Here is a 22,868-nt window from a genome sequence, read left to right on the forward strand (position 1 = left end):
ATTCAGCTTCTGTTTTGCGGCGGGCGATATCAGATCCTTATAAAAATTTGGCCATGACCATCGGGATAATAGGCGAATTAGGGACTTTGATTTATTGAAATGGAAGTATTTCATTACGGCTATTATCGGATTCCGGCAACCATGAGCTTTTCTAGTTCGGCTTGCAGGATCTTGACCTTAGAGGCATTTTCCGGCGCAATATTTTCCGTTTCTCCGGGGTCAACGGATAAATCGTAAAGCTGCGGTTCAAAGGAAAGTCCCGACTCGACGCCTTTGCGAGCGAGAAACTTAGGGTTCTTTTTGCCCTTCGGCGCTGGGGCGATATATTTTAAGTTCCCCTTTCGAAGAGCCACTGCCGCAACAGCCTCATAAAATAATGTGTCGCGCGCTTTGTCGGTCAGGCCCAGCAAAGCAGGAAGAATATTTTGGCTATCCACAGCCTCGCCCGCGACGAGATCGTGCCCCTGTATTGCCGCCAGTGAAGCATATAGGTCTGTTTGAGATATAAGGGCCCCGCTGACGCGGCTATCAATCATCCCCGGCCAATAGGCTATTGTGGGAACACGTGTACCGGCCTCATAAATACTATATTTAGCGCCACGGTACGGACCGCCGGGGTTGTGATTGCCCAGTTTCTCGACCGCACCATCTTCGTATCCATCATTCAGAATCGGACCGTTATCACTCGTAAAAATAATCAGTGTTTCATTAGCAATACCAAGAACTTCCAGCTCATTGATAATTTGCCCTGTCATCCAATCCATCTGGACAATTGCATCACCGCGCCACCCCATATCGCTTTGACCTTTAAATCTTGGGTGAGGCAAACGCGGGACATGGATGTCGTGGAAGCTGTAAAATAGAAAGAACGGATTATCCTTATTCTTTCGAATAAATTCGACGCTTTTTTCGGTAAAGACATCAGGAAATTCTTCATCAACCCAGAGAGCCTTCTCGCCGCCCCCCATATAGCCAATACGCGAAATTCCATTAACGATTGTTTTGCTGTGCCCAGGGTCAGCAGCATAGCGTAACAAGTCAGGGTTTTCTTGGCCTGTCTGGCGCTCTCCGACTTTATTGCGGTAGTCGACAACAATAGGGTCATTGCTATCGGCATCGACAACTTTATGCCCCTCCAGATAAACAGTAGGGACACGATCTCCTGTTGCTGGCATAAGGAAAGAATAATCAAATCCAATTTCCAACGGGCCTGGTTTAACGCTGTCGTTCCAATCGACATTCCCATCACCTAGCCCCAAATGCCATTTCCCCACGACACCCGTTGTGTACCCAACTTTTTGGAGCATAGACGGCAAGGTCGGTTTACCAGGCTGTATGAGGGCCGGAGCATCACCCGGTAAAACACGAGCATTGTTGCGGAAAGCATATTCGCCCGTCAATAGTGAGTAGCGTGACGGCGTACACGTCGCGGCGGATGAATGAGCGTCAGTAAACCGAACGCCGCCATTGGCCATTTTATCTACATTCGGCGTTCTTACGCCAATAGCGCCGTAACTCCCGAGGTCTCCGTAACCCAAATCATCAATGTAAATGATAATGATGTTGGGCTTCGCTAAGTCGGATATTTGCCGCCTTTCAGTCGTCTGATTTTGACAAGAAACCAACGCTGAACACAGCAATACTGAAAAACATACCCCTAATGCTTTATACATAACCAGTCTCATCATTCAGATGCTGTAAAACCGGAATTATTCTCAACTACAACATTCTCGCTATCCCCTGAGACTGTTACTTTCAATGGCCAGTCGAAGCCAGTAGCTACATTATCTTTAACAATGACGTCCTTAGAGTAGTTGATGTCTATGGCAGGAAAGCTGCTCACCGGAGGATAATCGTCTAAAAACTCTAATTTATTTCCTATGATTTCGAGGCCTTCCACGGACAAAGATTTTACAAGCAAACCATTGAAACCGCGAAGCGTGTTGTTATTAAATTTGACATTATGGTGATAATGTCCCTCTCCAATACGTTGCTGCTGTGTGAACAAGGGTGATGCGAGCAGTGGGTAAGCCGCCCCGCCCAAAAAGCCGCTATTGACGAATGTGTTACCTTGAATCGTAACGTCTTCTACCGCCCCGGACTCGTACCAAAATTTGTTGTCACCCTCGAGCAAAATACCGTGCATTTGGGAACTGAAATAATTATTCTCAACAAGCACCTTCCCTTTAGTTGTGACCAACATACTACGTGCCCGGTTTTCACGGACAGTATTGTTTCTGAACGTTAAACTGGGATTCCATGTTAGGTTTTCCAATGATAGCGGGCCTTCAGGTAAGTCTTCGGGAACGCTGTCCAAGGTCAGAAGAAAGCGCTTTTCGTTAATCGGCGTAAAGGACTTAATCTCTGTTTCATGAAACGGCAGAACGGTTTCGCGTGACAAGATAGCGACCTTGTCTCCAGCCTCGCCAAATACAAAACCCATCTGTTGAAAATGGCTAATAGACGCTAGAAATTTGTTATCACCGAGGTATTCATCAATATTCACGTACGCGCCGTGCACATTGATCGCATCATCAAGCATGTGCTCCATTGTACTATTCTCAACTAAAATCTCGCCCTTGCACCCGATAAAGTGCGTAGCGTCGGCCCGGGTTGCGACAGTTCGGCCTTCAGCTGACGTAAGTTTGTATCCGTCTAAATGAATATTCTCCGTCCGCTCAACAATCAAGCCCATGCCGCCGGCCGTATGAACGGTGACATTTTCAATTTTCACATCTTTTGAGTTTGTAACATGGATACCCGGAACAAGGCGGCTGGTGGGGTGAACACCGTAGACAACCAACACGCTACCAACTGGCGGTGCAGTCTTATTGATTTTATCAAACCGGACACGACCATTTCCTAAATCAGTTACCTTCACGGACTTGCCATTTAAAACATAGTCACGAGTATTGAAAATTGGCGCGCGCGTTTTGGAATCAATGACAATATTGGACCCTATAGGATCCATCTGCCCTAGCCGGTCAAATAGGATTTTTCCGCCTTTAACTTCGTAGGGAGACATAGCAGCGTCAATCTCGGCGACAAATGACTTTTGCTCAGGGTTACTTTTAACAATTTTCAGTTCCGCATGAAACGGACGAATAAAATCAATTGAAAAGTCTTTTAGCGTAACGCCGTCTGTGCTCTCAACCGTGACCGGAACAACCCTGCCATGGAACATGAATAGTGACCCGTTCCCGTCTATGGTGATGTTTTTCGTATTGTAGATTGGGAAGCCCATTCGCTTCAGGCCGTTATCATGGTTAGCCACGTAGCGGTATTTTTCGACAGCATATTTTGGATAAAAATCATACTGCCCTTTGGGAAAGTTGAGCGTTACGTTTTCTGCTCCTTCAAGACTCGCTAACAATTCATTGACCTTGATAGTCACATCTTCGCCCGGAACAATACCGCGGTCAGCGACATTGATAACACTACCGGAAAGAGAGGACGTCCCAGACGTTTGTTGATGTGTATTTTGCGACGCATCCGACGACATAGCGTCTTGATACGGAGAACATGCCACTAAAGCGGTAGAGACCAGGCATAATAGGAGAAATTTTTTCATAAGTGACACTTCCGCAGTAATGACCTGATACAAATTGTATAGTATTATTTATACTATAATTAAAGTCACCACATCAAGTAAATTAACTAAATCATTACCGGACGTTATTCAAACGCCGACAACTCTTTCAGTTTCTCTGCAAATGCGTGCCCCCAACGCAACTGACCTTCCGTATTGTAATGGACATTATCGCTGTGTTTTGGAAAGTCTGGCCACGTACGATCTGTTGTTGTGCGGATGATTTTGACGTTAATGTCGCCCTCCGCCACAGTCACCATGGCCGCGCGAACCATGTCCGGACCCTTTTTAAACCGGCCATAAGTCGAATTTATCTGACCAATAACGAATGGCAAATCAGGCTCATCCAAATCAGATCTAAATCTCATAATAAGCGCCTTTAAGTTTGCTTCGTAAGTTCGCGCCGCCGCTTCTTTACCGCCATCATTTTCACCTTGAAGCCATAAAACTGCGGCTACCTCATAATCTTCTCCCCTTGCCTTCAACCCGCTCAGCGCCTCTTGGGCCTGCTGCATGTGCATTGCGTAATAAGGCGTGGATTGCTTTTGAGGCCCCTTCTCCACTGCTGCCGCTTTTTCTGCGCTCCAGTCCGGATTCCACGCCCCGTAAAGGGATGTCCCGCCGCGCGTTGTCTTGATAAATAAAAATTCCTGCTCAGGATAGCGTTCTGCAAGTTCAACGGCCAAACCGACTTCAGGGCCAAAGGATTTTTCAAATCCATATTTCTCCAACTTAAACTTACTCAGCGTGTAACGAATGTGTGAAGCAACATTCCCGGCATTTCTGATCTGTATGCGGTCATCAATAGCTTCCAGTTTAACGCGTGTTTCAGTTGGAATCTCATCGAAGTTCCCTGCCCCTTCCATATTGGACTGACCCGCCATCAAAATGATTTGCAGCGGACGGACTGCACTTTGCGGCATAGGCTGTTCGGCCTTTGTTTGGCAGTTCGCAAACATGGTGGCGGTGAAAATTAGTAAGGATAACTGTACCCAATTTTTAATCATATTTTTCATATTAAACTCCTGAGTTTTACTCAACTTCAATTTTCATCCAGATTGAAAATGTCTCTCTAGGTGCTAGAATTTCATAATCCTGCGGCGGAACACCAAACATATTACTGCGTCCAGATGTCGGCTCAATAGCAACGAAATCACCGCCTGGTTGATAGAAGACATGTAAGTGCTTTGCTTTGTGAGAGGCTGTTATCGATACTGTAGGACAACCTGGCTCGGTAAGAATTGCGCGGTCAAGCCAATTGTAATGGGACGTGTCCAAAAATTCTGTGTCCACAAGATCAGCGCCGACCGTAAAATCTTTACGGGTCGACCCAGACACTTTCTGCACAGCATGTTGCCGATCATTATTGCCCCAATACCCGTCATATTGGGCCTTAAGACGCGTGCTAGATGTCATCGGAAAATAAGGGTGAAAACCCAATGCAGCAGGCATATGCGTTTCAGATCTGTTCGTAACAGAAAGTTCTGTGAATAGGCCATTGTTCTCAAGTTTGAATTTTTGATGCGCCTCGAACGCCCATGGCCACAATCCAGACTCATACTCCAATTTCAGTACCGCTTCGGACTCCCCTTGCATTTCAATCGACCACGACCTTTTCCACCCAAAACCATGGATGAAATCTGATGTGCCCGGCAAGTTAGGTGCGAGTTCCACTGAACGTCCCTCGAACGTAAACTTTCCATCTGGAATACGGTTCACAACAGGAACCATAGGGAAACTCGCCATTTGAACAATATCTGTCTCTTGCTTCGACCCGGAGCGTAAGATGTCCTGCTTCCGCCACCTTAGCGATTGAATAGCCCCGCCTAGCGCTGGCCGAATGACGAGCTCGGTATCCCCTCTCATGAGAACAAATGTGTCCAATTCATTCGCTGTAGTGTTCACCCTGTTCGCATTTTCAACCATCAATCTACAGTTATCACGTCAACGACCAAGACTTTGGTTTTCAACCCCAGTGACGCGATCTCAACTTCAATAGATCGATTATCGCCATTGGATTGCACGAGGGCCATCAATTTTCCATGGAATGCCTTGCGGTTATCATCTTTGGTTGATTGCAATTCCAGTACGTCACCGTTTTCAATTCCGATTAACCGCCCGCCGCCCGACACGTACACAAACACACGATTGTCAGCGTGAGGATTATAGGTGCCGTCTTTGTCCACGAGGTTTATCTCTAGATGAACAAGTGAACGGCCATCTGCAGGCAACATTGTACGGTCAGGAAGGAGAGCGACCCTACTGACTTCCCCGGCCGTATTGCGGATTATTTCTTCGCGCTCGCCGTTATCTCCCGTAGCAATAACTTTTATCTGGCCCGGTTGATATGGCACATGCCAGACTATTTGCATGTCATCCGTCATCTCCTGCTTGCCTGCGGATTTACCGTTCACGAAGAGTTCCGCGGCGTCTAGATTTGTATAGGACACAACCGGCATTGTGACGCCCTCTTTGTCCGGGTGTGTCCAGTGAGGGTCGACCCAAACCATTGGGTCTTTTGCCCATTGGCTCTTGTAAAGGTGATAGGCACCTTTGCGCAGGCCTGCGAGGTCGATGACCCCAAAGTTCATTGTCCGCTCAGGCCAATATTTCGCTTCGCCCATATAATCGAAAGCTGTCCAACGGAAGGACCCAATCATGTATGGTAAGTCACGGACGGCCTTAATCTCTTCGCGGATAGGCATACGAACCAAATTATTATCAAATGAGGACGCGTAACTCTTCGTCACATTTGGCCAGACTTCTTCTTCCGTAAAATCTGGAACGTCATGGACGCCTTTTTTGACGTGCGCACGCCACTTCATAATAGGCGAGCGTTTAGGGTTGCGCATTTCCCACGGGGCAGGATTGTCGCGTGTCCGGTATTCTGTTTTCGATTTATAGACATCGCGCGTATGCAGCGTGTGGGTCATTTCCGTACCAACCATGATTTGGTCAGGATGTTCGGTATGATGCTTTTCAAGCGCTTTCATATATTCGCCGTGGCCATTAAAACCCGCAATGTCAGCATGTGGTAGGTAATAACCGCGAGCCTGAACAGTAGGACGAGTGGAATCCAAAGCTTTGACTGTATCTACCAGTTTCTTTTGTGTTTCGGCGGTCGGGTCCCTCACCTCATTTCCAATGCTCCACATGATGATGCTGGGATGATTTCTGTCGCGCCGGATCAACGCCATCAGATCTTCTTCCCACCAGTCATCAAAGTACAGACCGTAATCAAACACAGATTTTTCAGTTTCCCATCCGTCAAAAGCTTCGTTCATCACGAGAAACCCCATTTCATCTGCGAGGTCGTAAAATTCCGGCGCGAAAGGGTTATGCGCCGTGCGTACAGCATTCACTCCCGCCTCTTTCAGAAGCTCAAAACGCCTCCGCCAGACATCAATGGGCACAGCTGACCCGACCGGACCGCCGTCATGATGCATGCACATGCCATGAATGAGAGTCGTAACGCCATTGAGAATAAAGCCTCTATCAACTGTAAATTCAATAGAGCGAAATGCAGTCCGAGTTTCATAACGGTCTAAGACCTTATCGCCTTTAGAAAGCTCGAATACCACTGTGTAAAGCTCGGGGGTTTCTGGGGACCAAAGTTTCGGCGACTTGATAACAATGCTTTGATCAAGTGCAAAAACTTCGCCCGGCTTGAGGGTCACATCGCCAATTGTATCTGCGACCATGTCGCCCTTGGCATCCAACAATGAGAGCTTCCCCTTGCCAGTTAGAGTTTTGCCCGTTTCATTTTTAATTTCGTGTGTGGCTAAAAGTGTTGCGCTCTGCGCTGTTACTTCGGCGGCCCTAACATAAGACCCGTTGTGAATAACGTGTACCGTCTCTGTTACCTCCAACCAGACATCGCGGTAAATACCAGAGCCCGTATACCACCGGCCGCTTGGCATTTTGGAATGGTCCACGCGCACAGCAACTGCGTTTACGCCGGGCTTTAGAAAGTCTGTTACGTCGATATTTACGCCGATATACCCATAGGGTTGATGGGCAAGCTTTTCTCCATTTACATAAATACTACCATTCATGTAGATGCCGTCGAATGTCAAATTAACGCGTTTGCCCTCCCACGCCGGATTCCAGTTCAATGATTTGCGGTACCAGCCAATGCCGCCTGGCAAGAATGCCCCGGCGCGTCCCGCTGGGTTTGCTTCACGGTATTCCCCTTCAATACTCCAGTCATGTGGTAGGTCGAGTTTGCGCCAATCTATGTCAGAAAAATCTGGCGTTTGTGCCCCCTCAACATCACCGAGATGAAAGGACCAATCCTGAGTAAGACGTGAGCGTGACCGGTTATCAGATAGATATTCACCAGATGCATAGGTCGAGCGAGTTAGAGCCTCAGATGGAGCCGTCTTAGTATCACCACAACCCGCCGCTGCGAGAAGAGCAGCGCATACTAAATTTCTGAGAACAATAGGCGCGTTCATCACTCAAAATTCCAACGCGGGTTTGTTGCCCGATGTCGGGCGCTCATAATGGCCGCAATTTCCTTCACAATCTCAGGATGAAGTGCCGCGATATCAGTCGTTTCATATTTATCAGCATTTAAATCAAATAGCATAATCGGCATTTGATCAAAGGGTGTTTTGCCTCTTTCCGCAAAAGGCCGAACGCCTTTCCAATCCCCGAGCCGCACAGCCTGCGCCGCGCCGTCGCCGCCTTTCTCGTGGAATTCCCAATACATGAAGTTATGCTGTCTTTGCGCCTCATCCCGGCCTAAAAGTGTCGGCAAGAATGAAATGCCATCTATGTCTTTAGGCGGATCAACACCTGCCAATGCAGCTGCGGTTGGGAAAGTGTCCCACATTGCAGAGACATGATTAGACCGACTTCCAGCGCTAATTACGCCGGGCCAGTACGCCACAAAAGGCGCACGGATACCGCCTTCCGTTAGAGAGCGCTTATAACCGCGAAAGCCCGCACTTGCGTTAAAAAAATCTATGTCCGCTCGCGAAGAAGATTCGATTGCAGGACCATTATCACTCGTGAAAACAATCAGGGTTTTTTCCGCAATGCCTAATTGTTTAGTCAGCGCGACTATCTCGCCGACTTGGCGGTCTAATAACGATATCATAGCCGCTCGCGCCGCCTTGGGACGCGGGTGCGGTGAGTAGTAGCCACCTGAGAACGGCGTCTCGTCAAATTCATAGGGCTCTAGTTCTTCATCAGGAATTTGCAGAGCGGCATGCGGAATAAGCGAGGCATAATACAGAAAAAATGGCTCGTCCGCATTCTTACGAATGAAATCCAGCGCTTTGTCTTGCATGTAATAAGCGGCGTAATCCTGTCCAACAAAATCTTTATAAGAATCTTCGATAGGGCGGTTTTTGATGTCGACATGTTTGAGGCTCGCGGGTTTGCCATGCATAGAAATGCCGCCATTATCAAAAAACTGCTTTTCTCCATTCTCCCATAGATATTCTGGGTAGTAATTATGAGCCAAAGTTTGATCTATAAAGCCGTAAAAGTAATCCATACCCTGTAGGTTCGGCGCGCCCTCGTCATTATACGAACCCAAGCCCCATTTCCCGACCGTTCCGGTCGTATAACCAGCGGATTGCAGTACACTTCCAAGTGTTGGCGTACCTTTTTTTAGATATGCGTCTGTTTTAGCGCCGCCATTTCCGCGAACCTGAGTATGCCCTGTGTGCTTGCCTTCAATTAGGGTTGAACGAGACGGCGCGCAAACAGGCGCACCAGAATAATGCTGCGTAAAAAGCATGCCGTTTTGTGCCAGCTTATCGATATTTGGAGTCTTGATAAGTTTCTGACCGTTAGCCCCGATATCGCCATAGCCGAGATCATCAGCGAGTATGTAAATGATATTTGGTTTTTCGGGGAATCTGTCTGTGTCTGCAACTGAACCGATATTACTTCGCGTACCAGTACCGTTACACGCGGCTATAATTGCGCAAACCATTACAACCAAACAGAAAGTGTTCCTCTGTGAAGTCATAACCCGTCCTTATATCCAGGGCGAAAATGTTATTAGTAACCGAAAGGCTTGTGTAAAAATTTGTGTGCGGAACACTGAGTGTTCCGCACGTCATCAAAGTCGGTAAATCCGGCCAGGAGTCTACTTAGGTCGTTAGAATGTCATCCGAACGCCAGCACGATAAATCCGGCCAGTATTCACTAACCTAAAGGTACGGTCTTTATTCCCGCCAAACTCGAACGGCTCAGCCGGCAGGTCACCATTACCCGTCGTAACATATTGACGTGTAACCGTATCCAGTAGGTTTTGCGCCTGGAAATTCAATGAGAACATTTTGTTTATCTTGAATGTACCAGAAGCGTCTAGCGTATCGAAACCCTCTGTCCACACAGCATTATTATTCCGTGTGCTGCGATCGACCAAATAGTCTGTGCGGTAATTATAGGCAAGACGCATTAGGAGACGATCATCTTCATAGAATCCCGTCAAGTTTAACGTATGCTCGGAGGTCTCAGGCAGGGGCGTTTCCGGGAAGAAGAAATTCGTAATTTCATCTTCTTCTTCATCCGCCCTACTGTCCGAATAGGTATAGTTTGCCAAGACGCCTACATGGCTCAGAGCACCTGGAAGATATTCAAAGTTATGCTGAAAAGCGACCTCTACGCCTCTCACATATCCGCCTGTGCCGTTTCGTGATTGACTAACGAGAACTTCATCACAAAATCCTTCGCCCACAGGCGTTTCCAAAACTTGCTCTCTGTTCGGCATACACCCTGCTTGGTTAGCACCGCCAGAAAACGGAAGAAAAACAGAGTCAAATGATGCAACAAAATCAATTTGGCCTTCAGGTAAAACCGATCCGTCAGCGTTGAAATACTCCCCCCTCAAATCACGATAGTAAGACGCAAAAGACCCAGTTTCTGCAAAATCTTTGAGCGTCTTGTCGAAGAGTGCCACTGAGAAAAGCGAGTTGCTATCGAAATACCACTCATAAGATATGTCAAAGTTCTGTGATTTAAACGGTGTCAGACTGGGAGCGCCGATAGTGGCTCGAGATGACGTGTTAAATATATCTTCAGTCAAACTGAAACCTGACCTCAGGTCATTTATGCGAGGACGGGCAATCGTTTGTGATGCTGCAAATCGCAACATCATATCATCACGCACCAGCCAATTCACGTTTATGCTCGGTAAGACATTCGTGTATTTGTTGGTTCCTAAAGTTTGCGTATCAGGCGAGTCATTAGGTGTATTTTGGCCTAGCTGAGCAAGCACGGCGGCCTCTGAGCCGAAAAATGCCACGTTATCGTCATTGGCAAAATTGAAGGAGTTATAGTTGAAGCCGGAGAAGCCCCGGGATTCTAGCTCGGTTTGCACAACGCGCACCCCGAGGTCTCCGAATATATCGCCACCAAAAAATTCGAAGTTACCTTGCACATAGCCACCCCAGACATCCTGCGTAATATCTAGGGATGTTCTTAGGTTGCGTCTAATCTGGGGTACAAAACCCAAGTCATTGAGTTGTGAAATAACTAACCCACCGTCTAAACCTACGAAATTTGCGCCGGGCGGATTAGCATCAATTCCTAGGGTTGCACCAAAATTATCAGGAACAACACCTGGAATTGCGAAATCCGCAAATGTTGAGCCGTTATCTCTTAAGATGTTTCCCGTAGCTGCAGCGTTAAAGCCAACTGACGAATCATCGTACTGTTTATTACGGCTCGACCATTTTAAACCAGCCTCAAAGCTCGTAAACGGCCCAAATTCTTGATTCCATTCCGTATCAAAATATATGGACTTTGCTTCGTCAGACCCTGTTTGTTCAGAAATGTTGGCCGTATTGTAGGAGAAAGTTGTCGGGTCATTGATATAGTCATTAGGAATGACAAAACTGCAAACGACAGGAGTTGTTTCGCAATCATAGCCGAGCGTAACTCCGGTATCGCGATTTCGCGCATTCCGAAACCGTGTAAATTGACGCTGCGGAGTCGTTAGATCTGTTTTAGAGTGCCCAGCTTGCAATGAGAAATCAAAATCACCAAATGTTTTCTCAACCAAGCCAGAAATTGTAAGCGTATCCTGCTCTGTCTCATGCCTCACGTCAGCATATTGCAAAACATCTTCACGGTTGTTGTTTCGTGCACCTGACGCTGTGTGGATGTTCCGGACCAATACAAATGTATTCGGGTCAAAAACAAGATGATCCTGCAAGTCCGCGTTAGACGTATCCCGGTTACCAATATTGCTTACGGCACTAAATTCGTTCTGACGCCGATCCGTATCACGAGACGCATAAGTCACGTCTAGCTTAACGTTCAAATCATCTGTCGGTTTGTATTGTACCGTCCCCGTGAGGGTCCGTCGATCAGTTGTGACTTGATTATTCGTTAGCCTGACCTGCTGCGGCATGTGCGCAATAATATCTCTTAGACCATTGCCATCGCCGTAATCAAACTGTGTGATGAACTCACCTGTATCTGCATTGATTGCACCGCCACGAAACCTTGAAGCATTGTAAGGCCGATAGCCTTGCCCCACATCATACTGGTCACGACGGGCTGTTGACGTTTCGTCAACAGCAACAATTGACACACCAAGCGTGTTATCCAAGAATTTCTGAGATAGCGAAGCACTGAATTTATGGTCCTGAGCTAAATCCGACAGGCTTGGCACTGATTTATTGCCAACAAAGCTATTATATCGGCCTTGAATTTCGATTACACGGCGATTTTTTCTGGAATCCAAGGGGCTAAAACTATTTAATACAATAGACGCGCCCAAGCTCCCTTCATCCAGAGACGCACTTGGCGTTTTTATGACTTCGATAGATGACAGTACATCTGATGAAAATTGAGACAAATCTACTGCGCTACCTTCGCCACCATTAGTTAACGGAACACCGTTCAGTGTGATATTATTCAGAGCCGCTGGCGCGCCGCGAGCGACAATGGTAGTGCCTTCGCCGCTCTCGCCGCGATTAATCGAAACACCGGTAATACGCTGAAGCGCTTCAGCGATATTTTGGTCAGTAGATTTACCGATATCCTCGGCTTTAATGGCATCTGAAATATTACCCGATGCTCTTTTTGCATCCAGCGCATCCTTAATCGACTGACGGAAACCCGTTACGACAATCTCATCAATCGGCTCACCCGCCGAATTCGTCGGTGGCGGCGTCGTATCAGGGGCTTGCGCTATAGCAAGTTGAGGCAATGCCGTAACTATCGCAAACGTTGCTACGCCGCGTAGAGCTCTGGACATAAAAGGCCTCGTTGAGATTGATTTATTATGTATGGTTTCGGAGCTTTTCATGGCTCTCCCCTTTGACAACACGCAATTTAAATTGGCTTATAGCATTTGTTAGTATTTATACTATAAATAAGACTGAACTGATAAGTCAACCTGCAAGCCCAAAAACTTGGTCTTAATTGCAACCTAATTTTAAAGTGGTGCGTATTTATCACACATGGTGACATACTTGGAGCATCTATCGTGCAGACAGTTTCACCTGCTGCCTAGTTCAATACATGCGAGCTAAAGGCCTAATTCTACATATTTTTTATGAAGCGGTCGGGAGCGCCCCCCCTAACATTGGTCTTATAAATAAAAACGTGACCTGATTGCGGAAAAGATTCCATTTCAGGAACGGAAAGCCCTTCATGAGCAGATGTAACAATAAGATGATCTAGGTTGGGCCCTCCAAAAACTGGGATAGTTGGATGGGGCACTGGCATTTTTAGCTTCGCAACCTCAATCCCATTAGGATCATAGCAGGCAACACGCCGCCCCCCCCAAAGAGCTGACCAGTAATTTCCAAGACTATCTGTCACTGCCCCGTCTGGTGCGCCTCCAATCGTTTCTGTAAAAACTTCAAATTCACCGCACTTTCCTGTTTCTTTATCGAAATCAGCTTGAAACACAGTACTTTTTGTTGAGTCTGACACGTAAATACGGGCGGCATCAGGACTCCACGTAAGGCCGTTACTGATCTTAAGACCAGGATGAACAAATGACACCGTGCCATCACCTGCCATTCGGTAGAGCCCTGTTTGGTTCACACCACCAGCGACATCCGCGCATTCCAACATAGAACCAGCCCAAAAGGCTCCATCAGGACCCACGCGCCCATCATTCAGCCTCCGGCCACATCCTTTTTCCAGTTCTTTCGGTTGGTACACCCAATCAATACGTCCGCTTTCAGGTTCAAAATAGGCGAATCCCGTCTCGAAAGCCGCAACAAACACTGCATCGTTACCGGCAACACACCCAAACGCCCCTAAACGTTCAGGCAGTAGAAATTCACGGGGTGTTTCCGCGCCCCACGCCAAGCAATACAAGGCTTTTTCCTGTATATCAGTCCACCAAATTGTCTGATCAGAGGGTCGCCAAAGAACGCCCTCCCCCAGCGTATTGCCGACAGGAATGACCTGCTCAAGTTCATAAGAAAAATTCTCCGGCATAGTCATTCCTGCGATCTACGGGGTTGGGATACCATCCGGACGCCAAACACCTTCATTCGCCTCCAGCTCGGCAATCTGAGGCCGCCTCTTTTTCATACCTTTTTTTGATATTGCGATTGCAACAGCCGGGTCCTCCGGCACCCGGCCCATATCGCCCGTTTCTTCCTGCCAATCTGCTAAACGTCCTCGCATGTCCGCAAGCACGCCGGTATAAGCGGGGTCGTTCGCAAGATTTTTTACATTGTGCGGATCTTTGACCACATCGAACAATTCCTCTTCAGGCTTACGGTCAGCAAAAAACAGCGACGGTATCGGCCCTAGCATCCCCGCATTGTATAACCGGAACATCAAACGATATGGCGCGTATTCAGTTTCTTTGTACGCGTTGAATTGTGTGTAGGGCCGGTCAGGGTAAAAGTTTTTTATGTAGCGAAATTTATCGCTGCGCACAGTTCGCATATAGTCAGACGTTTCGTCCGCTCGGTCGCGTGCTGCATACACGTAATCTTGGACCTGGGCTTCGCCACCCAGAAATGGTCTGCCTTGCATACCATCAGCATTGTAAGCCCCGCCTAGAGCCAAAGTCGTGGCTGTGATGTCGATGCCCGAAACAAGCTGCTTAGACCGACTGCCACGCTTAAATCCATATGGCAACTCTACGCCTTCAGGGACATAAATAATCAGGGGAATATGCAGACCAGAGTCATAAAGCCATTGCTTCCCGCGAACCATGGCGCGACCGTGATCAGATAGAACAATCACAATCGTGTTGTCGGTCAAACCCTCTTCTTTCAGGCGCTCGAGAACAATACCCGTCTTCAAATCGAACGCCATAACGGCATTGAGATAATCCGCCCAATCTTCTCGCACGATAGGGTGGTCCGGATAGTAAGGCGGGATATCAACTTTCTCAGGCTCAGCTGGGTGATCGATCTTGTTAATAGCATCTTCCCAATCACGACCCCGGTGGGTTTCTGCAAATTGCACATGTGCAAAAAACGGCTGATTGTCTTTCAAATCTGCAATATTGTTACTGTCATAAGGTTCACCCTCATAGGTGAAATTCCAATCGGTTTTAGCGCGAGGGTTCAGCCATGTATTTGCAGCCTCATCTTTTGAAACCTTTGTCAGCAAGGCGGTGAAATATCCAGCTTTCCTAAAGTGATCCGTTAACAGTGCTACGTTGACAGGCAGTGGCCGCTTATCGCCTTTTAATGTTCTGTGCTGATGGGCGCCGATCGAGGTTTGGTACATCCCCGTATAGAGAGCTGAACGGCTAATCGAGCAAATGGGCGCTGTTGTGAAAGCCTGTTCAAAAACCATGCCGTCCTTAGCGAGCGCGTCAATAACGGGGGACTTAACCTGCGGCGTTCCATAAGCCCCGAGCTCGGGTCCCATGTCTTCTGACATGACCCAGAGGATATTGGGCTGTTCGGAAATTTGACTCTTCACATCTCCCTCACTGCTCGCTTGGCAGGCCGCAATTAAGAGTGTCGCAAAGGCAAGCCAAATACGCCGAAGATTATGCTTTGAGAACCATGGCACGCCAATAACCATTTCCGAATGATTGAACCTAGTCATCAACATATTTTCCCCTGACGCGCCTAATTTATTTTGGAGTCATGAATACTCGACCGCATTCATTCTTCATATTTATACTATAATTAGTAAGCTATCAAGGGATAGACCGTGTACCATGTTTTAAAGTGTAGCCTTTACAGACAGAAACTAAACCCAAGGGTTTCCAGTTACGCGTTAAAGCAGTTTGTCGTCAGGGTAAGTCGCCTCAACGAGATCAAGCGCTGCAGAAATATGCCCGTGTATTAATTTACGGGCGCGCGTAGCTTTCCCAGACTTGATAGCCGTAAAAATGTCTTCATGATCCGTCACACTAGCCATCTGAACGCCTTTAATCTGGTTCGTGACCCTAATTGTCATACGAAGGGCCGTATCTACCAAAGGCGACATTTGAGCAAAAAAGCGGTTCCCGCTCGCTTTTAGTATGCTGGCATGGAACATACAGTCAGCAGATAATGCATCTCCACCGCCCGTCGCCGCGCGCTTCATCAAGTCCAAAGCCTTTTCAACTTCCGACGTATCAGCCTTATTAAGCGCTGCCATTTCCGCTGCCGCTGGCTCGATAGCCAAGCGCATATTTAAAAAATCTTTGACCAATTTGACTGACATGCCTCTCTCCAAGAGCCAGGTCATAACATCAGGGTCCATGAGGTTCCAATCTTCCTCGTCCTGCACAATGGTTCCGCGCCGCGGCCAAGCCTTTACCAAACCCTTTGCAGCAAGCATCTTCATCGCTTCCCGAGTTACCGTTCGGCTAACTTTATGCATTGCAGCTATTTCAGCTTCAGCAGGTAAGTTAGTGCCAATAACATAATCGCCCCGGACGATACTCCCACCAAGCTCATCCAAAAGTGCGCGCGTTATTCCCCCAGATGACATAGTTCTATCCTTACTAATCTAATGCGTGACGCAATATTACCGTCCCTGTTCCATATGTACATTAATATTATAAATATACACAGTTTTATTTTATCCTTGGGGAAGGCGTTAGGGCAATATCAGGCGTGCCCGAAAACCCTTCTGATGTGACGTTCAAAACCCCTATCGGAAAATTCGCAATATTGAGAACGGGCGCAATTGATGGGCCCCGATGACTAGACCCATCTTCACTCTCATTAGAAATTTTACTCAGCAAACTCTCCGGCATATATTTAAAATGCTTACGTTTGAGTTGTGCATTTTCACCAAACTTTGCGTGAATATTCGATACGCGCGTTCCCTGCGCAAAAGTACCCGCTTCAAGATTCGGATTACTGTATTTTTTAGCGACGTAGCCATTGCCGATGCGCACTGCGAAGCCACACCCCTCTGACTTTACGCCCTCAACAGCGACAACGCCGTTATGCATGGCGTGAGGTGATATCATAAACGCGGCATTGCCGTCTTTGCAGGATATATTTCTGCCGATTACATTTGCAAGACCGCCAAATTGGTCGTCGTTCACTCCCTTTGCGCCCGTTTCCATTCGAAGGACGGCACCTCCTACGCCGTGAAGGTTTTCAAAGAAAACGTTTTGCGCCGCTTGGGTTTGGACTATTCCATAGCCGTAAGCGGCCCCTGTCTGAGTGAAGTCAGACACATATCCATTGATTGGAAATCCGCGTGCAGAGTCCTTCTTGGCAGATGGTCCCATGGTAATTGCAGAGAACTTTGTAAGAGCATCTTTGACATGAACATTTGATATTTGAAAATTATCTACATTGCCCAAGCTAAAAACGGCGATACCTGGGGCGTAGGCGTGCAACTCAACAACAAAAACACCGCCCTTTCCGACAATGCTGACATTTTCGATTTTACCAGAACGCTTGCCGAAATCAAAAATGGTTATTGAAGATAGCTTTGCTTCCTTTTTATTTTTGCCGCCTTTTGAAAATGATTTAACGGGCCGAATAATTGTACCCGCTTCAATTTCAATATGGGTATTCGATTTAATTTTTATACCAGAAAATACATATTCTGCTTTTGGAATAAAAATCGACCCTCCGCCCGCTTTAGAAAGTTTATTGAGAGCTTTCTGTAATCTCGCACTATCATCAGAGGCCCCATCTGCGATAGCGCCAAAATCCTTCATAAAATCAAAGCTTTTCCCAGCGTTTTGAGGCGCCGAATAAAAGCCGGTCTTACCCGGAGGCATTGTCAGGGTCATGCTATGGGGCCCAGCTTGCGCTGGCCATTTATCAGAAACGACCTTTTCTTGAGGAATTGGCTTGGCCTGTTCCTTAGAAGCCGCTTGGCAGCTCACAAGTAAGGAAAGAGCAAGGGATGACAGTATTACTCTTGTATAATGTCTTGAATGGCTCACGAAAATTACCCCTTTGTATAAATAAAAATGGGTGCCGCATGAGCATCCATTTCCCAATATTGATTACCACCAAGTTGCGTAAATTGCGATTAACATCAGAGTGATAATCACAGCCGCAATATTAAATCCACGCGAGGTTTTGAAGTCGATGCCTTTCAGATCTACGGCCATGCCCGCCCCTGAAGGTTTTTGCAGCAATGACACTGCAGCACCAATTGCTACGCAGAGAAGGAAGACAACCCCGACGCGGTCCATGAACGGCATGTCTGGGAATATCATCGGCCATATAGCGGAGAGCGCAATCGACGAAATCACGGCGGCAAGGCCACCCATTTCTGTTGCCCGCTTCCAGAACATGCCCAAGACAAATATAGCGACAATTCCTGGTGTAAAGAAACCAGTCCAATCTTGAATCTTTTGGAAGACCTGATCAGCGCTGCCAAGCAGAGGTGTTGCCAAGAATAGAGCCATAACTAAAGCCACGAAACTCGCCACTCTCCCGGTGTTCACCAATTGGTGTTCAGTCGCGTTAGGAGCAATTAGAGGCTTCACTAAATCCATAGTAAAGATTGTCGAGATCGAGTTAATCATAGAGCCTAAGGAAGAGACAATCGCCGCCACAAGAGCTGCAAAAATCAAACCCCGAATACCCGTCGGTGCTAACTTCAGCATCTCAGGATAGGCTTGGTCCGGCTTGGCAATATCTGGTGCGAGCATTACAGCCGCAATGCCAGGAATGACCACAATAAACGGAATTAACATCTTCAGGAAGGCTGCAAACAACAGGCCTTTTTGAGCTTCGCCAAGGTTCTTTGCACCTAACGCGCGCTGAATGATATATTGGTTGAAACCCCAGTATGAGATATTCATAACCCACATACCGCCCAGCAATACGCCGATACCCGGAAGGTTTTTGTACTCCGGATTATCGCGTGACAGGATCATATCAAACTTGCCTGGAAGCTCACCCATTAGATGACTAAACCCAGCAATTGCACCACCATCGGGGCTAAGTTTATCCAATGCGATATATGTGATCAAGAAGCCGCCAAATATAAGCAAGACAACTTGAATGATATCCGTAAAGGCAACCGCTTTAAGACCCCCGTAAAGCGAGTATGCTGCCGAGAATGCACCCAACGCCAACATAGCATGAAACATACTAAGACCCGTCAGTGAGTTCACTGCCGTAGCGCCGAGCCACATGATCGTTGTCAGGTTTACGACGACGTAAAGCACCAACCAAAAAACACTCATGGTGTATTTAACAGACGGACCAAACCGGGACTCAAGGAATTGCGGCATGGTATAAATCTTGCGCTCCAGAAAGATGGGCAAGGCGAACTTCGCGACAAGGACCAAAGTAATGGCTGCCATCCACTCGTAAGAGGCAATGGCTAAACCAACCGCAAAGCCCGAACCGGACATACCGATAATTTGTTCGGCGGAAATATTAGCGGCAATCAAAGATGCGCCAATGGCCCACCACGGCAAAGACTTACCGGCTAGAAAATAATCTTCCGTATCTTTTTCGTGTCCTACTTTGTCGCGGGAGACCCACAGGGCCACGCCCAACAAGCCGACTGCATAAACGAACAGCACTCCGTAATCTAAATTTGTTAGTCCCATCATTTTCCCCTACTTGGTCTTCGTTTTTATTTATTGTTGTAGGCCTTTAACCAAGGCTTTAGCTTTATTTGCCGCTATTTCAGGCGTGTCGCCGGGCATATATATTGAGGACCCCGCGCCGACGCCCGCCGCTCCGCCGCTGATCCATGCCCCAACATTAGCCGCATCAACACCGCCAACGATCACAACGTCCAAATCTGGCGGCAAAACAGCCTGAATATCCTTCAAATATGGAAGCCCCAGTCGCCCGCCCGGAAATAATTTAATGCATTTCACACCGGCCTTGTAGGCGGCAAAAGCTTCAGACGGTGTATATACCCCAGGTGCAGCAATGAGTTTATGCTGCAGCGCCGCCTCAACGACTTCTGGATCGAAATTCGGTGTCACCATCAACTTTGCCCCCGTATCCGCCAGCGCCGTGACCTGAGCCGGTTGCAGTACGGTTCCCGCGCCGAGCAATATTTTATTACCAAAATGATCGACAAGTTTCTTGATACTTACAAATGGATCCGGTGAGTTTAGCGGCACCTCAATAATCTCGACACCTTCGCTAACAAGGGCCTCACAGATGTCTATCGCTTCTTCAGGCTTTATACCGCGCAAGATAGCAATAATCGGATTTTTAAACCCTAACAAACTCATTGTGCAAACTCCAGTGGATGTGCATGAACTTTCGATTGGAACACACTAAACAGACCCTTTGCCCCTATTTCTGCCGCGTTAATGGTTTCTGCGGATACACCCCAATGGGACAAACCCTGCTTGTAACGCTCAGTTAAATATGAAGCACCAATTAATGGAACAGGATTGCGTTTCATAGCGTCCAACCCGAAACACTTTATAGCCGCATTGACGTCCGCTCCAATTAACAAACCAGACAGATAATCCGTAGCATCTGCATCGGTGAACCGACCCACAACAGTGTTCGCACGTGTTGTGAACAATAAATTCATCAGATTCTCCGGCTGAGCCGATATGTCTTTTACGGCACGAAAAAATGCGACTGAAGACTTAACAGACTTCTGATAATGCGGCTTGGCTAAAACACCATTCGCTGCGATTACTTGATAAACCTCACCCACGACGGATGTGAAAAACGAGGTGATACGCGCGTCCTTTACCTGAACCCACTTAGCATGTGTACCAGGAATGCAGAGAACCGAATTCTTCATTTGTTCATCTGTAGCGCTGGCCGTCCATGAAAGCAGTTCTGTTTCTTCGCCGCGCATTACATCAGGATGACCAAAGGGGTTTTCACAGGAAAGACCCGGAACAATCGAGATTGGCATGCCGCGTTTAGTGAAATCTAATGTACTTGCCGAAACGTCCCGAATATCGAGCGGGCATTTAAGATATGGCACATCAACCCAGCCTAAAGTAGAGCCAACCATGCCGCTAAGCTGAACGGTCAGGACCTCGTGCTGCGACGTCCACGGATCAATAATCGAGAACAAGACATCTTCAGGACTTCGTCCACTAAGTCTGGAAATCCCCGGCCCCACCTTTTCCGCTTTAACCGCGCCTGATACGGAGTTTACAAGTGACAAGGTCAAATTGGTTGTGCCCCACATTCCAGCAATGATATATGTATCATCAGCCACTAATGAGACTCTCTTTTAACGTCGCTGCCGCTACCGCCTTTTAGGAAATCGAGGTCACACCCCGTATCGGCTTGTTCGACAGTTGTTTGATACAAGCGAACATACCCACGGCTTTCTGGAGTAAAATTATCCATTGCCGGGTTTGTCCGCTTCTCTAATTCTTCTGGAGTGACATCGACATTAATAGTCCGGGCTTTCGCATCTAGTTTTACAATATCGCCCGTCCTGACCAGTCCTAATGGACCACCAGCAGTCGCCTCAGGACACACGTGTAAAACAACAGTTCCGAAGGCTGTACCGCTCATTCTGGCGTCAGAAACCCGCACCATATCCTCGACGCCCTGCGCGAGTAGTTTTTGCGGTAAAGCCATATTGCCGACTTCAGGCATTCCCGGGTAACCTCTTGGGCCACAACCGCGTAGCACAAGAACCGTATCCTTGGTGACATCAAGGTCAGGATCATCAATCCGCGCTTTGTAATCTTCAATATCCTCAAAGACTAGGGCCGGGCCAGTATGCTGTAAAAGCTCAGGAGACGCTGCACTTGGCTTCATAATCGCGCCGTCAGGACAGATATTTCCGCGAAGAACAATCGTCCCTGCGTCTTTTTTAACGGGGTCTTCCAGGGTACAAATTACATCTCCCATGTAGATTTCCGCGCGGTCACTGATCTCTTTTATTGATCGACCTGAAACGGTAGGCGCATCACCGTGAAGATGTTCACCTAGCCGGGAAAACACACCCGGGACCCCTCCGGCATAATGAAATTCTTCCATCAAATATTTCCCTGAGGGCTGAACATTCGTCAAAAGCGGAATACCCTGAGTTAATGCATCAAAATCATCTAGCGTCAGATCAATACCCAGACGGCCTGCTACAGCGAGTAAATGGATAACTGTGTTGGTTGAACCGCCAATGGCCGCATGTACTTTAATTGCGTTTTCAAAAGCCTCGCGCGTAAGGAAATGCGAAAGGCACAAATCTTCTTTAACCAAGCGCACAATCTCCCTACCCGCTTGATGAGAAATACGTTGCCGCTCGGCAACAACCCCAGGAGCCGTCCCATTCATAGGCAGCGCAACCCCCAAGGCTTCAGCGACTGAGGCGAATGAAGAGGCAGACCCCATAGTCATACACACTCCGCGTGAGCGTGACATTCCAGTTTCGGCAGCCATAAACTCTTCTTGAGTCATACGGCCGGCTTTAACCTCGGCATCAAACTTCCATACATCTGTTCCCGAGCCAATATCGCGCCCTCGGAATTTTCCATTTAACATAGGCCCTGAAGAAACAATCATCGTTGGCAAGTCTACGCTAGCCGCGCCCATTAACTGCCCCGGGGAAGTCTTGTCACACCCCCCCATCAAGACCACTCCGTCAATTGGGTTCGCGCGAATAGACTCTTCAACATCCATCGCCAGTAAATTTCTAAACAGCATTGCCGTTGGCCGCATTTGGGTTTCACCAAGTGAACTGACTGGAAACTCTAAAGGCAGACCACCCATTTCCCACACGCCGCGCTTTACGAATTCTGCAAGTTCGCGCAGGTGAGAATTGCACGGCGTAATCTCAGACCATGTATTGCAAATGCCGATGACCGGACGTCCGTCAAATACGTCTTCAGGGAATCCTTGCGCCTTCATCCAAGACCGATGAATAAATCCATCCTTATCATTTTTCCCGTACGCGCCTTGACTGCGTCTGACTTTAGGGATTTTGTCTGAGCCCAAGACCATTCTCC

General features: G+C 47.7%; 15 protein-coding genes. All 15 read right to left on the reverse strand.

The features are described 5' to 3' along the window. Positions 1-122: 122 nt before the first annotated feature. Positions 123-1,673: a sulfatase family protein gene (locus H142_RS0103280; protein ID WP_156811868.1), complete on the reverse strand. Its 1,551-nt coding sequence runs from the start codon at positions 1,671-1,673 to the stop codon at positions 123-125. Between the two features lie 11 nt (positions 1,674-1,684). Beyond that, positions 1,685-3,571, reverse strand: a complete 1,887-nt coding sequence (locus H142_RS0103285) for an alpha-1,3-galactosidase-related protein (protein WP_233341559.1) — start codon at positions 3,569-3,571, stop codon at positions 1,685-1,687. 104 nt (positions 3,572-3,675) lie between these two features. After that, the gene (locus H142_RS0103290; RefSeq protein ID WP_017930677.1) at positions 3,676-4,605 is read right to left on the reverse strand and encodes a sialate O-acetylesterase; all 930 of its coding nucleotides are present in this window, start codon (positions 4,603-4,605) and stop codon (positions 3,676-3,678) included. Between the two features lie 16 nt (positions 4,606-4,621). After that, entirely contained in the window at positions 4,622-5,515 is an 894-nt protein-coding gene (locus tag H142_RS0103295) for an aldose 1-epimerase (RefSeq protein ID WP_017930678.1), read from the reverse strand. Continuing rightward, positions 5,515-8,046: a glycoside hydrolase family 2 TIM barrel-domain containing protein gene (locus H142_RS0103300; RefSeq protein ID WP_017930679.1), complete on the reverse strand. Its 2,532-nt coding sequence runs from the start codon at positions 8,044-8,046 to the stop codon at positions 5,515-5,517. The genes H142_RS0103295 and H142_RS0103300 overlap by 1 nt, the downstream gene beginning before the upstream one ends. Continuing rightward, positions 8,046-9,575 carry an arylsulfatase gene (locus H142_RS0103305; protein ID WP_026147753.1) on the reverse strand — a complete coding sequence of 510 codons (1,530 nt, stop codon included), beginning with the start codon at positions 9,573-9,575 and terminating at the stop codon, positions 8,046-8,048. Before H142_RS0103305 ends, H142_RS0103300 begins: the two co-directional genes overlap by 1 nt. Positions 9,576-9,707: 132 nt before the next feature. Beyond that, on the reverse strand, positions 9,708-12,869 hold the full coding sequence (locus tag H142_RS0103310; RefSeq protein ID WP_017930681.1) for a TonB-dependent receptor: 3,162 nt from the start codon (positions 12,867-12,869) through the stop codon (positions 9,708-9,710). Positions 12,870-13,105: 236 nt separating this feature from the next. Further along, complete coding sequence (locus tag H142_RS0103315) at positions 13,106-14,017, reverse strand: SMP-30/gluconolactonase/LRE family protein (protein WP_026147754.1); 912 nt, start codon at positions 14,015-14,017, stop codon at positions 13,106-13,108. Positions 14,018-14,032: 15 nt separating this feature from the next. Beyond that, positions 14,033-15,604, reverse strand: a complete 1,572-nt coding sequence (locus tag H142_RS0103320) for a sulfatase family protein (protein WP_017930683.1) — start codon at positions 15,602-15,604, stop codon at positions 14,033-14,035. Between the two features lie 168 nt (positions 15,605-15,772). After that, positions 15,773-16,474, reverse strand: coding sequence for a FadR/GntR family transcriptional regulator (locus H142_RS0103325; RefSeq protein WP_017930684.1), 702 nt, complete (start codon positions 16,472-16,474; stop codon positions 15,773-15,775). Positions 16,475-16,559: 85 nt separating this feature from the next. Continuing rightward, positions 16,560-17,897: a glycosyl hydrolase family 28-related protein gene (locus H142_RS14140; protein ID WP_156811870.1), complete on the reverse strand. Its 1,338-nt coding sequence runs from the start codon at positions 17,895-17,897 to the stop codon at positions 16,560-16,562. A 63-nt stretch (positions 17,898-17,960) separates the two neighbouring features. Further along, the gene (locus H142_RS0103335) at positions 17,961-19,526 is read right to left on the reverse strand and encodes a sodium/sugar symporter (protein WP_026147756.1); all 1,566 of its coding nucleotides are present in this window, start codon (positions 19,524-19,526) and stop codon (positions 17,961-17,963) included. A 30-nt stretch (positions 19,527-19,556) separates the two neighbouring features. Continuing rightward, positions 19,557-20,168 carry a 2-dehydro-3-deoxy-6-phosphogalactonate aldolase gene (locus H142_RS0103340; RefSeq protein ID WP_017930687.1) on the reverse strand — a complete coding sequence of 204 codons (612 nt, stop codon included), beginning with the start codon at positions 20,166-20,168 and terminating at the stop codon, positions 19,557-19,559. Beyond that, positions 20,165-21,127, reverse strand: coding sequence for a 2-dehydro-3-deoxygalactonokinase (locus H142_RS16070; RefSeq protein WP_017930688.1), 963 nt, complete (start codon positions 21,125-21,127; stop codon positions 20,165-20,167). Before H142_RS16070 ends, H142_RS0103340 begins: the two co-directional genes overlap by 4 nt. Continuing rightward, positions 21,127-22,863, reverse strand: a complete 1,737-nt coding sequence (locus H142_RS0103350; RefSeq protein WP_017930689.1) for an IlvD/Edd family dehydratase — start codon at positions 22,861-22,863, stop codon at positions 21,127-21,129. Before H142_RS0103350 ends, H142_RS16070 begins: the two co-directional genes overlap by 1 nt. Positions 22,864-22,868: the final 5 nt, after the last annotated feature.

It is taken from the genome of Robiginitomaculum antarcticum DSM 21748 (genome assembly GCF_000365025.1).
In the GTDB taxonomy this organism is placed as follows: Bacteria; Pseudomonadota; Alphaproteobacteria; order Caulobacterales; family Maricaulaceae; genus Robiginitomaculum; species Robiginitomaculum antarcticum.